The 17,375-nt window shown below is 68.6% G+C and carries 16 protein-coding genes; 5 read left to right on the plus strand and 11 right to left on the minus strand.

Going from position 1 to position 17,375, the window contains the following annotated elements; all coding sequences use genetic code 11:
- Positions 1-13: 13 nt before the first annotated feature.
- Genes DC347_RS07940 through DC347_RS07950 form a run of 3 tightly spaced genes read left to right on the plus strand, consistent with a single transcriptional unit; the run spans position 14 to position 4,730 of the window.
- The gene (locus tag DC347_RS07940; RefSeq protein ID WP_026264216.1) at positions 14-1,036 is read left to right on the plus strand and encodes a 3-oxoacyl-ACP synthase III; all 1,023 of its coding nucleotides are present in this window, start codon (positions 14-16) and stop codon (positions 1,034-1,036) included.
- Positions 1,030-3,738 (plus strand): alpha/beta fold hydrolase, encoded by a 2,709-nt coding sequence (locus DC347_RS07945; protein WP_109045005.1) that lies wholly within the window; start codon positions 1,030-1,032, stop codon positions 3,736-3,738. The genes DC347_RS07940 and DC347_RS07945 overlap by 7 nt, the downstream gene beginning before the upstream one ends.
- Positions 3,735-4,730, plus strand: a complete 996-nt coding sequence (locus DC347_RS07950; RefSeq protein ID WP_109045006.1) for an NAD(P)-dependent oxidoreductase — start codon at positions 3,735-3,737, stop codon at positions 4,728-4,730. The genes DC347_RS07945 and DC347_RS07950 overlap by 4 nt, the downstream gene beginning before the upstream one ends.
- A 19-nt stretch (positions 4,731-4,749) precedes the next feature.
- On the opposite strand, the gene DC347_RS07955 is transcribed toward DC347_RS07950, so the two are convergent.
- From DC347_RS07955 to coaD, 7 genes are all read right to left on the minus strand, one after another.
- Positions 4,750-5,760: a hypothetical protein gene (locus DC347_RS07955; protein WP_109045007.1), complete on the minus strand. Its 1,011-nt coding sequence runs from the start codon at positions 5,758-5,760 to the stop codon at positions 4,750-4,752.
- Positions 5,757-7,040, minus strand: a complete 1,284-nt coding sequence (locus tag DC347_RS07960) for an MFS transporter (RefSeq protein WP_206073902.1) — start codon at positions 7,038-7,040, stop codon at positions 5,757-5,759. The genes DC347_RS07955 and DC347_RS07960 overlap by 4 nt, the downstream gene beginning before the upstream one ends.
- Before the next feature lie 130 nt (positions 7,041-7,170).
- Positions 7,171-8,139, minus strand: a complete 969-nt coding sequence (gene mutM, locus DC347_RS07965; RefSeq protein ID WP_109045008.1) for a bifunctional DNA-formamidopyrimidine glycosylase/DNA-(apurinic or apyrimidinic site) lyase — start codon at positions 8,137-8,139, stop codon at positions 7,171-7,173.
- A gap of 5 nt (positions 8,140-8,144) precedes the next feature.
- A complete protein-coding gene (gene rnc, locus DC347_RS07970; RefSeq protein WP_109045009.1) occupies positions 8,145-8,873 on the minus strand; it encodes a ribonuclease III in 729 nt (242 codons plus the stop codon).
- Between the two features lie 20 nt (positions 8,874-8,893).
- Positions 8,894-9,097, minus strand: a complete 204-nt coding sequence (rpmF, locus tag DC347_RS07975) for a 50S ribosomal protein L32 (protein WP_009356569.1) — start codon at positions 9,095-9,097, stop codon at positions 8,894-8,896.
- Positions 9,098-9,133: 36 nt separating this feature from the next.
- Entirely contained in the window at positions 9,134-9,658 is a 525-nt protein-coding gene (locus DC347_RS07980; RefSeq protein WP_081624091.1) for a DUF177 domain-containing protein, read from the minus strand.
- A gap of 122 nt (positions 9,659-9,780) precedes the next feature.
- Positions 9,781-10,281, minus strand: a complete 501-nt coding sequence (coaD, locus tag DC347_RS07985) for a pantetheine-phosphate adenylyltransferase (RefSeq protein WP_026264218.1) — start codon at positions 10,279-10,281, stop codon at positions 9,781-9,783.
- A 43-nt stretch (positions 10,282-10,324) separates the two neighbouring features.
- On the opposite strand from coaD, the gene DC347_RS07990 reads away from it, so the two are divergent.
- Positions 10,325-11,554, plus strand: a complete 1,230-nt coding sequence (locus DC347_RS07990; protein ID WP_206073903.1) for an aminotransferase class I/II-fold pyridoxal phosphate-dependent enzyme — start codon at positions 10,325-10,327, stop codon at positions 11,552-11,554.
- On the plus strand, positions 11,554-12,342 hold the full coding sequence (locus tag DC347_RS07995; protein ID WP_018760024.1) for a spermidine synthase: 789 nt from the start codon (positions 11,554-11,556) through the stop codon (positions 12,340-12,342). The genes DC347_RS07990 and DC347_RS07995 overlap by 1 nt, the downstream gene beginning before the upstream one ends.
- Positions 12,343-12,351: 9 nt before the next feature.
- Here DC347_RS07995 and rsmD read toward each other — a convergent pair whose 3' ends face one another.
- Genes rsmD through thiL form a run of 4 tightly spaced genes read right to left on the minus strand, consistent with a single transcriptional unit; the run spans position 12,352 to position 17,324 of the window.
- The gene (gene rsmD / locus DC347_RS08000; RefSeq protein WP_018760025.1) at positions 12,352-12,966 is read right to left on the minus strand and encodes a 16S rRNA (guanine(966)-N(2))-methyltransferase RsmD; all 615 of its coding nucleotides are present in this window, start codon (positions 12,964-12,966) and stop codon (positions 12,352-12,354) included.
- Positions 12,967-13,008: 42 nt separating this feature from the next.
- Positions 13,009-15,279, minus strand: a complete 2,271-nt coding sequence (locus DC347_RS08005) for an ATP-dependent DNA helicase RecG (protein ID WP_109045011.1) — start codon at positions 15,277-15,279, stop codon at positions 13,009-13,011.
- Positions 15,269-16,255, minus strand: coding sequence for a DAK2 domain-containing protein (locus tag DC347_RS08010; protein ID WP_018760027.1), 987 nt, complete (start codon positions 16,253-16,255; stop codon positions 15,269-15,271). The genes DC347_RS08005 and DC347_RS08010 overlap by 11 nt, the downstream gene beginning before the upstream one ends.
- A 22-nt stretch (positions 16,256-16,277) precedes the next feature.
- Positions 16,278-17,324, minus strand: a complete 1,047-nt coding sequence (thiL, locus tag DC347_RS08015) for a thiamine-phosphate kinase (protein WP_018760028.1) — start codon at positions 17,322-17,324, stop codon at positions 16,278-16,280.
- Between the last annotated feature and the right edge of the window lie 51 nt (positions 17,325-17,375).

The raw sequence follows: 17,375 nt of genomic DNA on the forward strand, positions 1-17,375 counted from the left end.
AGAGGGGCTTGAATTGGCAGGTAACGCAACCTTCCGGCACAGCAATACCGCGCTGCTTTCCGTAAGCAGCGTCGAGGCTCCGCGGATCGTCAGCTCCACGGATTTCGACCGCAAACTGGCCTCCACCCTGCAGAGGCTGAAGTTTCCGCCGCGGCTGCTCGAGCGCGTGGCCGGTATCACGCACCGCCGCTGGTGGGCCGCGGGGACCTCCTTCGATGATGCTGCCATCGAAGCCGGCGCCAAAGCTTTGGCCGAGGCGGGCATCGAAGCGTCGGAGGTGGGCCTGCTGATCAACACGTCAGTGACGCGGCGGAACCTGGAACCATCCGTTGCGGTGAAGATCCATCACGGACTCAGCCTGCCGTCGTCGGCCATGAACTTCGACCTCGCCAATGCCTGCCTGGGGTTCGTCAACGCCCTGACCCTGGCCGCCAACATGATCGATTCCGGCCAGATCCGGTACGCAGTGATCGTTAACGGCGAGGATGCCCAGCTGACCCAGGAAGCCACGCTTGCCCGGCTGCAGCGCCCCGAAACGACGCGTGACGATTTCAACCGTGAATTCGCCACCCTGACGCTCGGTTCCGGGGCGGCCGCCGCCGTCCTGGGTCCGGCGGACCAGCACCCGGGCGCCCACCGGATCGTGGGCGGCGTAATGCGGGCCGGCACCGAGCACCACGAACTCTGCGTGGGCGGCATCGACGGCATGGCCACCGACACCAAGGGCTTGCTCGACGGCGGCCTGCAACTGGTGGTCGATGCCTGGCATGAGGCCCAGCCGGAGTGGGACTGGGCGGAGATGGACCGCTACGTCACGCACCAGGTGAGCAATGCCTACACCCAGGCGATCATCAACGCGATCGACCTTGATCCGGACAAGGTACCCATCACCTTCCCGCACTGGGGCAACGTGGGCCCCGCGTCGTTGCCGATGACGCTGGCCGCCGAGACGCAGACGCTGGGAAGCGGTGACAGGGTCCTGTGCATGGGCGTCGGTTCGGGCCTGAACACCGCAATGCTGGAAATCGTTTGGTGACCGCGGCCTGGCCGGGAGTGGACGCCGAATGGTCGCGCCGGATCGAGGTTCCGTCCACCGCGGCCGCGGACCCGGCAGGCACGGTGCGCCGCTGGCATGTGCTCGATAACGGCCCGCAACTGGAGCGGCTGGGCCTGGCGCCGGCCGGAACCCTGCTGTGCGTGCACGGCAACCCCACCTGGTCCTACCTCTGGCGGAGTTTCCTGGCCGCCGGAACCGATCCGGTCCATCCCTGGCGCGTGGTGGCGGTGGACCAACTGGATATGGGCTTCTCCGAACGCACCGGTGTGTTCCGCCGCCTCGCCGACAGGATCAGGGACCTCGGCGACCTCACCGATGCGCTGGGCCTGCACGGTCCGGTGGTCACCGCCGGCCACGACTGGGGCGGCGTGATCAGCCTCGGCTGGGCCCTGGCCCACCAGCACCAGCTCGCCGGCGTGGTCCTCACGAACACCGCCGTCCACCAACCCGGCAGTTCCCGGATCCCGGCCGCCCTGCGCCTGGCGCTTCACCCCGCCGTGCACAAGTGGGGAACCACGACGTCGGACGCTTTCCTGCGGGTGACGCACTCGCTCGCCAGCCCGCCGCTGCCCGCGGATATCCGCGATGCCTACATGGCCCCCTACCGCGGGGCTTCCCGCCGTGAGGGGGTGGGAAACTTCGTCGCCGATATCCCCGTGGACGCATCCCATCCCAGCCATCCGGAGCTGGCGCGTGTGGCCGAGGGCCTGCGCGGCCTGGACGTCCCCGTCCTGATGTTGTGGGGCCCGCGGGACCCGATCTTCTCCGACCGGTACCTCAAGGACCTCATCCAACGGATACCCGCAGCCAAGGTGCACCGCTACGAGGGCGCCGGACACCTGCTCGCGGAAGACCGGGACATCGCACCGGCCGTCTTCGACTGGCTCACCGCCAACATCGCCGGCAGCGGTGCCGGGACGGACGGAACCGGGGCGGCCGGCAGTGCCGGGACGCAGGGCACCGGACAGGGCCACCCCGTCCCCGCCGCGCAGGACCCGTTCCGCCCCCTCTGGGCACTCCTCGGTGAACTGTCGGCCGGTCCTTCCGGTACCGGGACCGCCATTTCCGAGATGGCGCCCGACGGCAGCGCCGGCCGCTCGCTCACCTGGGCAGAACTGGAAAAAAACGTTGCCGACGTATCGGCCGGGCTCGCCGGAATGGGCGTCGGCAGCGGAAGCCGCGTGAGCCTGATGGTCCCTCCCGGCGTGGACCTCACGGTGGCGCTCTATGCCTGCCTGCGCCTGGGAGCCGTGGTGGTGGTGGCCGACGCCGGACTGGGCACCAGGGGGCTCAGCCGTGCCGTAAAGGGTGCCACCCCGGATGTCCTGGTCGGGATCGACAGGGCACTGGCGGCAGCCCGGGCCCTCGGCTGGGCTGCCAGGCTCGTCAGCGTGCACGACCTGCCCGCCGCGCGCCGCCGCATCCTTGGGGTGGAAACGTCCCTCACCGCCTTGGCACGGGCAGGTGCCCGCAGCGGACACCGCACCGCCGACGGGCCTGACCCGGACCAGCCCGCAGCCGTCCTGTTCACGTCCGGTTCCACCGGACCCGCAAAAGGCGTCGTCTACACGCACCGGCAGCTGGCAGCGATGCGCGACACCGTGGCGGAAACCTTCGGGATCCATCCGGGTGACCGGCTGGTGGCGGGCTTCGCGCCGTTCGCCCTGCTGGGGCCGGCCCTGGGCGCCGTCTCGGTGACGCCCGCCATGGACGTCACGGCCCCCCGAACCTTGACGGCACGTGCCCTCGCCCGAGCGGCCGCGGCTGTTGACGCAACGGTGGTCTTCGCCTCCCCTGCGGCACTGCGCAACGTCCTGGCCACCCAAGACGGCCTCACCACCGGCGACGCCGCGGCGTTGTCCCGCGTCGAACTGCTGCTCTCCGCCGGCGCCCCGGTTCCGGAACCCCTGCTCGCCGGGGTGCAGCGGCTGCTGCCCCGGGCCTCGCTGCACACGCCGTACGGAATGACCGAAGCCCTTCCCGTCACCGACATCAGCCTCGAACAAATCCGCGCCGCCGGTACCGGGAACGTAGCGGGGGCCGGCAACGGGGTTTGCGTGGGCCTGCCCGTCCATGGCGCCCGGGTTGCCATCCTCCCGCTGGCCGCGGACGGCACCGTTCCCGGCGACGGCACCAGTCCCGGGGCCGAGCCCGTGACGGCGCCCTGTGTCACCGGGGAGATCCTGGTCAGCGCCCCGCATGTCAAGGAGTACTACGACCGGCTCTGGCTCACACAGCAGGCGAGCGCGGCCTCGGCCGGCTGGCACCGCACCGGGGACGTGGGACACTTCGACGCCGAGGGCCGGCTGTGGGTGGAAGGGCGCCTGGCGCACATCGTGACGGCTCCGGGGTCGGTGGTAACGCCGGTGGGCCCCGAACAGGCCATCGAATCCCTGGACAGTGTCCGAATGGCCGCCGTCGTGGGAGTGGGACCGGTGGGGACCCAGGCCGTCGTCGCGGTCGTGGAAACCGTGCCGGCCGTCCGCAAGGCCGGTCCCGCTGATCCCCAGCTGGCCGTACGGGTGCGTGCGGCGGCGGCCGCAGCCGGCGTGTCCGTTGCAGCTGTCCTGGTGGTGCCCGCCCAGCCCACAGATATCCGCCACAACGCCAAAATCGACCGGACCCGCCTGTCCCTCTGGGCGGCGAAGGTGCTCGCCGGCGGCCGTCCGGGAACGCCATGAAGGTCCTGGTCACCGGCGCGAGCGGGCTCCTGGGCCGGGAGGTGGCCGCTTTGCTGGTACGCCGGGGCCACGCCGTGGCCACCTTCCAGCGGCGTCCCTCCAGGGTCGACGGCGCCGAGGACCGTTGCGGCTCCCTCACCGACGATGCAGCGGTCCGGGACGCGGTGCGGGACATGGCCGCGGTGGTCCACCTTGCCGCCAAGGTTTCCTTCACCGGCCGTGCAGCGGACTTTGACGAGGTGAACGTCCAGGGAACCCGGCGCCTGCTTGACGCCGCCCGCGAAGCCGGGGTGCGGGACCTGGTGTACGTGTCATCCCCCTCCGTGGCCAACACGGGCGCCGCAATCGCCGGGCAGGGCGCCGAACCGGCGGACCCCGGGCACGCGCATGGGAACTACGCGCGCACCAAGGCCCGCGCCGAGCTGCTGGCCCTCGCAGCGGACGCCCAGGACTTCCGCACCACCGCGGTGCGCCCGCACGTCGTATGGGGTCCGGGAGACACCCAGTTGGTGGAGCGTGTGCTGGAGCGGGCCGCGCGGGGCCGGCTGCCACTGCTCGATGCCGGCGCTGCCCTGATCGACACCACGTTCATTGACAATGCGGCGGCCGCCATCGTCGCGGCACTGGACCGCATGGGGCACGTCCACGGCAAGGCCCTGGTGGTCACGAACGGGGAACCCCGGCCTGTCGGGGAGCTGCTGGCAGGCATCTGCGCTGCAGGCCGAGTGCCGGCTCCGTCGTGGTCCGTGCCCGGCAGGCTTGCGCGGATTGCCGGCTCGGTGGTGGAACGGGCCTGGCTCCGGTTTGGCCGCCAGGAGGAACCTCCCATGACGGCCTTCCTTGCCGAGCAGCTGTCCACGGCCCACTGGTTCGACCAGCGAGAAACCCGGAGGCTCCTGGACTGGACCCCGGAGGTATCGCTGGACGAGGGTCTGGCGCGGCTGGCCGGCTACTACCAGCCAGGTTCAACGGCAGGCACGCGGCGCACCTGAGGGCCGCGGAGCCGCCTTGTCAGCGGACGACGGCGGGCGACCAGGCATGCTCGATGAACAGCCGGGGTGCCGCGCCGGGTTCCAGGGACAGCGACCAGATATCGCTGTCCGGGCCCGCCCCTTCCCTGGGCATCCCGTACAGGATGGTGCCGTTGTCAAGCCACTCGATTTGGTCGTCCAGGTCCCGTTGCTCACCCAGGACGGTGACGTTCCCGGTGGCCAGCTCGAGGACGGCGGGCTGCCGGGCGCCTGCCAGGGTTCCCGATGTGCTCTTCTTGAAGGCGATCCGTTGCCCGTCGGGAGAGACCGAAGGGCACTCGACGCCGGACGCGGCGATGGTGAGCGTCCGGGCGGCGATATCCCCGTGGACCAGCCAGATATTGCCCTGCGACGAGGCGGTGGCATAGAACTCATTCGGCTTGCCAGGGCTGAAGGTCACGCCCCAAATATTCCTGTCGGTGGCCTTGATCCGTGCGCCATGGTCCATCAGGGCGTAGTCCTCGAGGTTGGTATGGCTGCTTCCGTCCGCCGGGCCAATCAGTGTTTGCGTTGAAAAACTCGACGACGCATAGGAATGGCCGGAGACGAAGACGGTGGTTGCCACCAGGGAACCATCCGCACTGACCCGTGTCCTGTTGGGGATCCCGCCGAGTGCCCACGTCCCCTGCTGCACCAGCGACCTGTCATAGGTTGAAGCCTCGAAGGAGGTGGGCATCCCGTTCCTGGTCTCCAGGCAGCTGACCAGGTTCCGGGCCGCGTAGACCCTGTCGCAGGCCTTGCCCAGAAGGGTCCGCCGGCCGTTTGGTTCAGACAGGGCCGCAGTGGCTGCCTCCCCGAACCCTTGGCCGGGTGCCGTGTTCCTGAACAGCACGAAGGGGCCGGACGGCAATGCACCGGCGGAGGCAACCTGCACGTCCGGGGCGGCCTGCCGGCTCGCGCTTGACTGCTGGTAGGCGGTGAACGCCTGGGTACCTGCGGCGCCCAGTGTGGCTATGACGACCGCAAGCAGTAAGAGCAGCCGCTTCCTCACGAGGCGGGCACCGCTGCGGTGCTGCCGCGGAACAGCAGCGCTGCTCCTGCGATGGCTGCCGCCAGCAACGCAGTCGCGATGGCAACGGCCATGCCCGGCCCGGCCGCGAACCAGAGGACGCCAAATCCGGATGCGGCCGCCATCCGGCTGACGGCCACCACCGTCTGTGCGGTGCCCAGGGCGGTGCCCAGCCTTTCGGGGAGTGCCAGCTGGCTGACAAGCGCCGCCAGGACACCGTCAGTTGCCGCGTAGAAGAGCCCCAGGAGCAGCAAACAACCGATGGTGGCGGGGATCCCTGCAGTTGGCAGCCCGGCCAGCAGGTAGCAGGCCAACAAGGCACCGTGGCCGGCCAGGAAGACCGGTACTTTCCCCCACCGGTCCGCGATCCTGCCGACCGGCACGGCGAACAGCAGGAAGGCGGCGTTGGTGCCCACGAACAGCAGCGGGAACCACTGGATGGCGAAGGACTCACGGTGCTGGAGGAGGAGGTAGATGAAGCCGTCGCCGATGGTGAGGACGCCCAACAAGCCGGCGGCGGCCATGGGGCGGGCCAGGCCCGGTTCCCGCAGGCGCGACCACCGCAACAGATTCCAGCTGACGACCGGCCTGGACCGGCCGGGGTGTTGCCGCCGCCGCTGGAGCCGGTCCGGCACCACCAGGAGAAGCACCGCGACGCCGATCACGGCGAAGGCGAGTGAGACGCCAAAGACGGTGCTGAAGCCATTGGGGATCAGCATCAGGACCAGGAACGCGATGAGCGGGCCGGCGGCCGCCCCGATGTTGTCCAGCATCCGGTGGATGCCGAAGGAGCGCGCCAGGTACTCCGGTTGGGCCTCCGCCGCGATCATGGCATCCCGTGGCGCCGTGCGGATTCCTTTGCCGATCCTGTCGCCGGTGACGATGCCGGCAAGGGCCCAGAAGCCCCCGGCCACGAGGAACCCCGCCCGCGCCAGCATGGACAGCCCGTAGCCGGCAGCTGCCACGTACTTGGGATGGCCGGTGCGGTCGGACACCCAGCCCGCGCCGATCCGCACGATGGCGCTGGCGCCCTGGTTTATTCCGTCGATGACACCGAATGCGATGGTGGACAGCCCCAGGTAGCCCGTGACGTAGAGCGGGAGGATGGCGGCGACGGACTCGGACGATATGTCCGTCATCATGCTGACCACGCCCAGCCAGATGATCACCGGGGACAACCGGAAAGCCGGGTGGACCGAGGCAGGACCGGCGCCGGCCTGGTCCTGTTGGCCGCCTTTGCGGTCCGAGATCGAGATGTACAAGGGCTGCCTGTCCTTCCCGGGGCGGGAAGCGGTGCGCGTGCAGCGGGCCCCACCCGAAGTTCGTGCAGACAGTCTTGCAGCCGGCCCGCAGCCGCGGGTACCGAAGAATCCGCAGACCTGTTGTGGAAACCTACCAGCGGCCGTTCCGCGGCCGGGGCTGGCAGACCGGGCACGTGTGGGACGAGCGGTTCATGAACTGCTCGCGCCGGATGATCGACTGGATTCCCGCTGCGGCACAGCGTTTGCAGGGCTCGCCCCGGCGTCCGTAAGCGTTGAGGGACCTGTCGAAGTAGCCGGAGGCTCCGTTGACGTTGACGTACAGGGAGTCGAAGCTGGTGCCCCCGGCCGCCAGGGCGTCCAGCATCACCTCCCGGGCGCTGTCGAGGACCCGCTGGGCCTCGGCGCGGCGGAGCGTGTCGGTGGCCCGCGCATAATGAAGTTTTGCGCGCCACAGGGCTTCGTCGGCATAGATGTTGCCGATCCCGGACACCAGCCCCTGATCCAGGAGTGCCCGTTTGAGCCCGGTCTTGCGTTTCCGGAGGCGTTGGTAGAAGAGGTCGAAGGAAAATGCGGGGTCCAGCGGGTCCCGGGCAATATGGGCTGCCTCCGCTGCGATCAACGGAAGCGGCGATTCGGCGAGACCGCCGGGGCCGCCGTCCTCCGTAGGCACCAGGGCAGTAACGAAAAGGCCGCCGAAGATCCGTTGGTCAACGAACCGAAGCTGGTCCGGCATGCACTCACGTGGACTGAGCCCCAACCGTACTTTGAGGTGTTTTTCGTCGGGAACGCCGGGGCCCTGCATCAACAGCTGGCCGCTCATCCCCAAGTGGGCCATCAGTGCCACCGCCGGTGCCTGGTGCTGTTCGGCGTGTCCCGGCCCGGCCATGCCGTTGTCCGTCAGCGGCAGCCACAGGAATTTGCCGCGTCGGACGACGTCGGACACTGTGGCGCCCTCAAGGTTGCCGATGAAGTCCCCGGCCCCAAGGGCGTGCCGGCGGATGGAGCGCGGGTCCAGGACGTCGACGGTTTGGATGGTCCTGCCGCGGACCCAGCGAACCAGGCCGCGGCGCACCACCTCAACCTCGGGCAGTTCCGGCACGGAGGCTACTTCGCAGCTGCGGAGCCGGCGGACGTACCAGCGGCATCGTGGGCTTCAGCCCCGGAAAGCACCCGCCAGGCGTCGGCCGCCGCTTCCTGCTCGGCTTCCTTTTTGGAGTGCCCGGAGCCCTTGCCGTAGGCGTTGCCGCCGATGTTCAGGACGGCAGTGAACGTGCGGGCGTGGTCCGGACCCGAGCCGTCCACGGCGTAGTGGATGCTTCCGAGCTGCCGGCTGGCAGCCAGTTCCTGGATGCTGGTTTTCCAGTCGGTTCCGGCGCCCAGGACGGCGGCATCCTTCAGCATCGGGCCGATCAGCCGCATAACCAGCTGGCGGGCGGTCTCGATATCGTTGGAGACGTAGGTGGCGCCGATCAGCGCCTCCATGGTGTCCGCGAGGATAGAGGCCTTGTTTTTCCCGTGGGTGAGCTTTTCGCCCTGCCCCAGGTAGATGTATTCGCCAATGCCCAGGCTCCGTCCAATGCCGGCCAGGGCACGGGTGCTGACGACGGCGGACCGGCGCTTGGCGAGCTCGCCTTCGGGCAGGTCCGGGTTGTCCCGGTACAGGGCATCGGTCACGGAGAAGCCCAGGATGGAGTCCCCCAGGAACTCGAGCCGCTCGTTGGTGGGTATGCCGCCATTCTCGTAGGCATACGAACGGTGGGTGAGCGCAAGACGAAGCGTCCCGGCGTCAATAGAGACACCGAGACGCTTCAGAAGCTCTTCAGTTGACGACATCAGTCAGCCTGTTGGGCCGATTAGACGTCAGCGACCTTGCGGCCCTTGTACTCAAGGAACAGCGCGGTGCCAGCAGAGTCGGTAACGACCTTTGCCTGGTGCGGCAGGCTGTAGGTGACCTGGCCGTTCTCAACGGTCTTCACCAGGTGGGGGGCGGTCGCCTTCCACTGCGAGCGGCGGGCGCGGGTATTCGAGCGAGACATTTTCCGCTTGGGAACAGCCACGGCTAACTCATTTCTCTCTAGACAAACACGTACAAATCAATTTTGCCGGTCAGGCTTAGCCATATCAGCTAGGGCAGCCCAGCGAGGATCCAGGACCTCGTGGTGGTGCCCCGGCTCGTCTTCCAGGCGAACTCCGCATTCGGAGCAAAGGCCCTGGCAGTCTTCCCGGCACACCGGCTGGAACGGCAGGTTGGTGACAACCGCGTCCCGCAACACCGGTTCAAGATCGATTACATCGTGCTCGACTCGACGTTGCTCTTCATCTTCTTCTCCGTCCGAAAGCTCAGCGCCTTCATAGAAGAAAAGTTCTTGCACATTGACCTCAAGGTCATACGCAAGGGGATCCAGGCATCGGCCGCATTCGCCGGTTACTTCGACGGCTGCAGTTCCTGATACCAGAATTCCTTCGTGTACGGCCTCAAGCCTCAGGTCGAGCTCGACATCCGAGCCTTCCTGAACACCAATGAGCGCCACACCAAGATCACCCGGTGCGGGTACATGTTCCTTCAGTGTCCGCATGCTTCCCGGGCTGCGCCCGAGGTCCTTGACGTCGAACGCCAGGGGCGAACCAGCATCTCTTTTAATGAGAACTCCTGTTAAACATATGACCGACGTACCATCTTAGCCTGAAGAGCCATGGTGACTCAAACCGGCATGCGGCGGCGCCGAAGTACCCATCCAGCCTACCGTCTTGGCTGCTGATCCGGGCCAGGCTCGCCGGTCACCAGGCGGCGGTGCACCGAGCGGGGCACGTAATCGGAGACGCTCCCGCCCAGTGCCGCCACCTCCTTGATCAGGGTGGACGACAAGTGGACGTAGCTGGCTTCCGCCGGGAGGAACACCGTTTCCACCCCGCTCAGCTGCCGGTTCATCGTCGCCATGGGCAGCTCGTAGTCAAAATCCGACGACGAGCGCAGCCCTTTGACGATGGCGGACACCCCACGGTGGCGGCAGTATTCCGCCAGGAGTCCCGCGCCGACAGGCTCCACCACGATCCCCTTGAGCGAAGCCAACGTCTCACGCGCCATGTCCAGCCGCTCTTCCAAGGTGAACATGTACTTCTTGGCGTAGTTGGTGGAGATGGCCACGATGACCTCATCAAAAAGGCCGGCAGCCCTGGCAATGACTTCGAGATGGCCGTTGTGGATGGGGTCGAAGGATCCGGGGCACACAGCGCGTCTCATGCTCCGAACCTACCCCATGGAAAGGCCGGGATACCATGACTGGATGCATCCTCCACGGGAACATTCCACGCCCCTGGCACCTGCTCCCTGGCAGCGGACCGCGCTCGGCGCCAACCTGCTGGCGCCCGACGGCGGACTGGGGGTCACCATCTTCGAAGAGATGACCACCCTTGCCGTCCGGACCGGTGCCATCAACCTGGGCCAGGGCTTCCCGGACGAGGACGGGCCGCTGGAGATCAGGGAGGCGGCGCGTGCGGCCATCGCCGCCGGAGCCAACCAGTACGCACCCGGCAGAGGCATCCCCGAACTCCGCGAGGCGGTGGCCGCGCACCAGGAACGCTTCTACGGGTTGACGCCCGATCCCGCCACGGAGGTCATCATCACCACCGGGGCCACCGAAGGCATCGCTGCCTCGCTGCTGGCGTTCGCCGGGCCCGGCGACGAAGTCCTGACGTTCGAACCCTTCTATGACTCCTACGGTGCGGTCATCGGCCTCACGGGCGCCACCCATGTGACCGTGCCGCTGGCCGCGCCGGACTTCATGCCCGACCTCTCCGCCCTGGAATCGGCATTCAGCGACCGCACCCGGGTGGTCCTGCTGAACAACCCGCACAATCCCACCGGCGCCGTTTTTCCGGAAGCCGTGCTGCAGCGCGTCGTGGACCTTGCAGCCAAGCACGGAAGCATCATCGTCACCGACGAGGTGTACGAGCACCTGACGTTCGGCGTCCCCCATATCCCGGTGGCAACGCTGCCCGGGGCCGCCGGGATCACCATCACCATCTCCTCCGCGGGGAAGACGTTCTCACTGACGGGATGGAAGGTGGGCTGGCTCACCGGGCCGGAGGACCTGGTGGCCGCGGTGCGTACCGTGAAGCAATTCCTCACCTACAGTTCCGGGACCCCGTTCCAGGCGGCAATCGCCACGGGCCTGGGCCAGCCGGACGCTTTCTTCCACGGCATTGCGGCCACCCTGGAGAAAAAACGGGACATCCTCAGCGCGGGACTCAGGGACGCCGGGTTCGATGTCTTCACGCCCCGCGGCACCTACTTCGTCAACGTGGACACCGCACCGCTCGGCATCACCGATGCCCTGGACCTCGCCCGGCGCCTGCCGGCGTTGGTGGGAGTTGCCGCCATCCCGGTCCCCGTGTTCTGCCACCCCGAGGGTGCGGAACGGACAAGAAGCCTGCTGCGCTTCGCCTTCTGCAAGAAGACCGATGTCCTGGAGGAGGCCGCCTCACGGCTGGCAACGCTCCGCGGCAGGCTCTGATGTCCGGCGGCGTCGCGGGACCTGCGAGCCGGTTCCTGCGGACCACCGGACAGCACGCCACCATCGAACCGGACACGTTCACGGACGGCGGCTATGTGCTCAGCATCGGCGGGGCGGAACAGTCCCATGTCAACCTCAGCCGGCCCGACGAGATTTTCTACGAATACCTGCGCAGGATCGGCCACCTGGTGGATCTCGCCGCACCGTCAGGGGAACCGGTGAAAGCCCTGCACTTGGGCGCCGGTGCGCTGACCCTTGCACGCTACATCCAGGCCACCCGGCCCGGCTCACCGCAGTACGCGGTGGAGCTGGAACGCGAACTGCTGGACTTTGTCCTGCGGCACCTGCCCCTGCCCGAAGGCACGGACCTGACCACGATGATCGGCGATGCCCGGGAGGCACTAGGCACGCTGGCCCCGGGACTGGCATTCGACGTCGTCATCCTGGACATCTTTTCCGGGCCGGAGGCGCCTGCCCACATCGCGTCCAGTGGTTTCTACCGGGAGGCGCGGGGACGGCTGAGCCCGGACGGGGTGCTGATCGTCAATGTGGGCGACGAGCCCGCCCTCACGCTGGTCAGGAGCCAGGTGGCGGCCATGCGCGAGGCCATGGCCGATGTTGCCGCATTCGGGGAAGCCGGAATGTTCGAGGCACGGTACCCGGGAAACGTCATCCTGGCAGGAACGCAGGGCCCCTGGCCGGGGTCGTGGACAACAGAGCTGGCGGCCCGTGGCCCCCACCCTGCCCGGGTCCTGTCCGGCGTGGACCTGGACCCCTTCTCGGCCTAAGGCCAGGCCCTACCCCTCGGTCCCGTCCGGCAGGTCGTCGGCGGAGATGGCATCGGGCACCGACGGCTCGGCGAACCACAACCGGGTCTCGCCGTACTTCTTGTCCGCAAACCGTGCCATCCCATCGGGCCACTCGGGCTCCGGAGAACGCGAGGACCGCTCCACCACCACCACAGCCCCTGCCGCCAGGTGGCCGGCGAGCTTTTGGAGCACCGCGGCCAGCGCCGCTTCCTCCAGGGGATAGGGCGGGTCCAGGAACACGAGGTCCCAGGCAGCGTTGCCGGGCGCGCGGTCAAGGAAGGGCTCCACCCTGGCCCGGTGCACGCTGACGGTCTTGCGGCCAAGCACGCCGTCGATGAGGTCCGCATTGCGCTGGCACACCGCGCTGGCCTTGGCGTCGGACTCCACCAAATCCACGGACTGCGCTCCCCTGCTGGCACTTTCCACCCCCAGGGATCCGGAGCCCGCGTACAGGTCCAGAACCCTGGCTCCCGAGATCACGCCAAAAGCGTCGAGCCGGGAGAACAGCGCTTCCTTGACGCGGTCGGTGGTGGGCCGGGTCAAGGAACCCGGGACCGCGTTCAGCGGGGTACCGCCCGCGGCGCCGGAGATTATCCGTGTCATCGCGGCCGCCGCCGTCCGTCCGCGCCCTGGGGCCCTGCCGTGCTAACCGCGTTCAAGGAACGCCTCCTTCTCGGGGTTGAGGTACTTCTCGATGGCGTCGGCGAGTTCGGGGTGGCCCGCCAGCAACGGGTCCCCGCCGACGATGTGCTGGGCGTCTTCCCTTGCCCGGGCGATGACGTCTTCGTGTTCGAGGACGCGCAGGAGTTTAAGGGTGGAACGTCCGCCGGACTGGGAAGCGCCCAGGATATCGCCTTCGCGGCGCAGCTTGAGGTCTTCCTGCGAGAGGACGAACCCGTCCGTGGTGGCCACCACGGCTTCCAGCCGCCGCCGGCTGGGATGCCCCGGCTCCAGGGCGGTGACCAGCAGGCAGGTACCGGGCAGTCCGCCACGGCCGACGCGCCCGCGGAGCTGGTGCAGCTGCGAGATCCCAAACCTGTCGGCGTCCAGGATGACCATCAGGGTGGCGTTGTGCACATCCACGCCCACTTCGATCACGGTGGTGGAGACGAGCAGCTTGATGCGGTTGGCGGTGAAGCCGGCCATCGTCTCCGTCTTCAGCTCCGGCTCCTGGCGTCCGTGCAGCGGGGCAAGCGGCACCCCTGCAAGGGACGGCTCGGCCAGCAAATGCTCCACGACAGCGGTGACGGACGCAAGCTCCCGCCCTTCCTCTCCCTCCGCCCCCGGGGGTGCGGCTTCGCCGGGGCTGAAGTCGCCGTCGTCGTCCGTCCCGATCTTGGGACAGACCACGTACACCTGGCGCCCGGCATCGATCTCCTCGCGGGCGCGCGCCCAGATCCGCGCCGCCCAGGCGGGATTCTCCGCGAGGCCCACGAGGTGGGTGGTGATCGGGGCCCGGCCTTTGGGCAGTTCGCTGAGGGTTGACGTCTCCAGGTCCCCGAAAACCGTCATGGCAACGGTCCGCGGGATGGGGGTGGCTGTCATGACCAGCAGGTGCGGGGGCTTGCGCGCCTTGGCCCGCAGGGCGTCGCGCTGCTCCACGCCGAAACGGTGCTGCTCGTCCACCACGATGAGTCCGAGGTCGTAGAAGGAGACGTTGTCACCCAGGAGCGCGTGGGTGCCGATGATGATTCCGGCCGTCCCGGAGGCGGCATCCAGCATGGCTTGCCTGCGCGCCGCGGTGGGCATGGAGCCGGTCAGCAGAGTGACCTGCACGGAAACGCCGCTTCCGCCGGCCAGTCCGCCCAGCAGGCCGTCGCCGGACAGCGCGCCAAGGCTGCGCCGGATGGAGTCATAATGCTGGGCCGCGAGCACTTCGGTAGGGGCCAGGAGCGCGGCCTGCCCGCCGGCGTCGATGACCTGCAGCATGGCACGCAGCGCCACGACGGTCTTGCCCGAGCCGACCTCGCCCTGCAGCAGCCGGTTCATGGGGGTGTCGCGCGCCAGTTCCGCGGCGAGGGTTTGGCCGACGGCGGATTGGCCGGCTGTGAGCGTGAACGGCAGGTTGGCGTCGAAGGCGGCCAGGAGGCCGTCGCCCACCGGGCGGCGGGCCGTGGCTTCCTCGGCAGCGAGCTGGGCGCGGCGCCGCGCCAGCGCTGACTGCAGCACCAAGGCCTCGTGGTAGCGGAGGCGGTCCCGGGCCCTGCGCCAGTCGTCGGCGGACTCGGGTACGTGGATCAATTGGTAGGCGCGGGACACCGGCAGAAACCCTTCACGGGCGGAAACCTCGGTTGGCACCGGGTCCGGCAGGGCGTCGAGGTCGAGTGTCTCCAGGAGCGTGGCGATGGTCTTCTGGATCTTCCAGCTGGGAAGCTTGGCGGTTGCCGGGTACACCGGGATGGGCATGGCGGCGAGTTTCTCCGGGTCCTGGCCACTGTCGGTGAACGGATCGTCGTCCACCAGCTGGAAATCGGGGTTTGTCAGGCCCAGTTGTCCCTTGAAACTGGTGACCTTCCCGGAAAACAGGGCCCGCCGCCCCTGCAGGAGTTCTGTTTTGGCTTTGTACCCGTTAAAGAAGCTGATTTTTAGGGTTCCGGGCACCTTTCCGCGGAAGTCCCGGCCGCCCACCAGCCGGAGCCCCTGCTGACCGTCGTCGTCGGAGACGATGACGTCGGTGATGGTTCCCCGGCGGGCCTGCATGGTGCGCGTGCTGCTGGACAGCACCCGGGCGATCAGGGTGACGTCCTCGTCCAGCGGCAGCTCACTGATGGGGGTCAGCTCACCGCGGCTCATGTAACGGCGCGGGAAGTAATTCAGGAGTCCGTCCACGGTGGTGATCCCGAGGTGTTTCTCAATGACCGCTGCCGAGCGCTTGCCGATGCGCCGCTCCAGGGCCAGGTCGAGCTCAGCGTTCATGCCCGCCGGTGTTCACTGCGTCCATGTCCGGGTCCCGGGGCAGCGCAAGTTCGCTGACGCTGATCTGGGACGGCTCGCCCAGGGACCTGATGACGGCGACGGCCTGGTCCGGGTGCGGCACGTGCACATGCACCCGCCACCGGTACTTCCCGTCCGGGTCAACTCCGCCGCCCACCTGGCTCATGATGACGGACTCGCCGATTTCGTCCAGGCGCTGCCGGAGGGTGGCGGCGTCCAGCGGCGACAGGCTGATGGTGCACATGACTTCCACGCCGTCGGCGTCGGGCATGGCGGTGTGGATGTGGGGATCGGAGACGTCGTAGCCGTGCAGGCCGTCGAGGAGTTCGTTCTGCAGTTCCTCGCCCAGGACCGCCGAGCGCAGGCAGTCCAGGATGAGCAGCATTCCCACCCCGCCGGCATCGACGACGTGGGCGGACTGCAGGGCATCGAGCTGCTCTTCGGTGTGGATCACCGCTGCCAGGGCCCCCTCCACCGCGGCGTCCAGGGCAAGGCCCAGCGCGTGGTTGCTGTCGTCCCCGTCCTGGGCCGCGTCCACGGCGGCCGCGGCGCGGGCGGCTGCTTCCATGACGGAAAGCATGGTTCCGGGGACGGGATCGCTGAGGGCGGACCAGGCGCGGATCTGGGCGCGGTTCAGTGCGGCCGACAGGAGCGTGGACGTCACCCTGGTGTGGCCGGCCAGGGGCTCGGCCGCTGCGCACAGGAACACGGAGAAGAGGGTGCCGGAGTTTCCCCGGGCTTCCTCCATGGCCGCCTGCCCTGCCGTGGCGAGGACTTCACCGACGTCCACCGGGGCGGGCTGGTCGTCGGCGAGCACCAGCGAGCGGGCTGCGGCGCGAACGGTGAGGTAGAGGTTGGTACCGGTATCGCCGTCGGCCACCGGGAAGATGTTGATGGCGTTGAGCCGGTCGCTGTGGTTGCCCAGGGCCGTTTCCGCCTTGCCCAGCCACCTCTTCATCGCCAGCGCGTTGGCGGCAACCTTAGTGTGCAAAGTGATCCCATCCCCCGGTGTCCGCGGCCCGGCCCGCTATCAGGACGCCCGGGCCTTCGTCGGTTCCGAGTGCATGTACCGAGCCTATCGCAGTGAATCCGGGTGGCAGCTGAATACCGGCCGGGAAAGTGGCCAGCAGGCCGTGGTCCTCGCCGCCGGCCAGCACCCAGGGTGCCGGGTCCGCGTCCAGGAGGGTCGCGGCCGGGCGCAGCAGTTCGGCAAGGTGCGCCAGCCGGGCGGGATCGAGGTCAACGGCGACGTTGCTGGCGGCCGCCAGCCGGTGCCCGTCCCGCAGGAGTCCGTCCGAGATATCAAGCATGGCAGTCGCCCCCGCCGCCCGTGCAGCCGGTCCCGCCCACAGGGGCGGCCGGGGCCGGCACTGCAGCTCGGGGTAGATCCGTTCGGCGGGGCCGAGGGTGTCCGCGGCGATGCCGGATTCCAGCAGGGCCAGGCCGGCAGCGGCGTGCCCGACGGTTCCCGCCAAGGCCAGGATGTCTCCCGGCCGGGCCCCGGAACGCAGGACAGCCCGGCCGCCGTCGAGCGATCCCAGGACGGCGACCGTCACGGAAATTTCGCGGCCTCGGCCCAGGTCCCCGCCGGCAACGGAACACCCGGTGGCTCCGAGGGCCTGGATTCCGGCTCTCAGGCCGTCCGCCAGGTCTTCCACCCAGCTGACCGGCGTGTCCACCGGCAGGGTGAGGCTGACCACCATCGAGGTGGCGGTGGCACCCATCGCGTTGATATCGCTGAGGTTCTGTGCGGCGGCTTTCCACCCGACGTCGAATCCTGTGGTGCGGTAGCCGTTGGGCCAGAGGAGGCGGAAATCCTGGTCCTGGACTTGGGTGTCGATGCTGACCACGGCCCTGCCGTCCGGGGCAGCGACGATGGCGGCATCGTCTCCTGGGCCCAGCAGCGTACTTGCCGTGTGGGAGCCCGCCATCCGCAGGCGCGGGAAGATCCGGGCCAGCAGGTCTGATTCGGAAAGGCCCGCGACGGTGGGCTGGCGGTCAACGCGGTTTCGGAGGTCTTCAGGCACGCCACTACGCTACCGCGACCGGCCGACATCGTGTCCTGCCGGGGGCGCCGG

The sequence above is a fragment of the Pseudarthrobacter sp. AG30 genome, from assembly GCF_003116525.1.
In the GTDB taxonomy this organism is placed as follows: Bacteria; Actinomycetota; Actinomycetes; order Actinomycetales; family Micrococcaceae; genus Arthrobacter.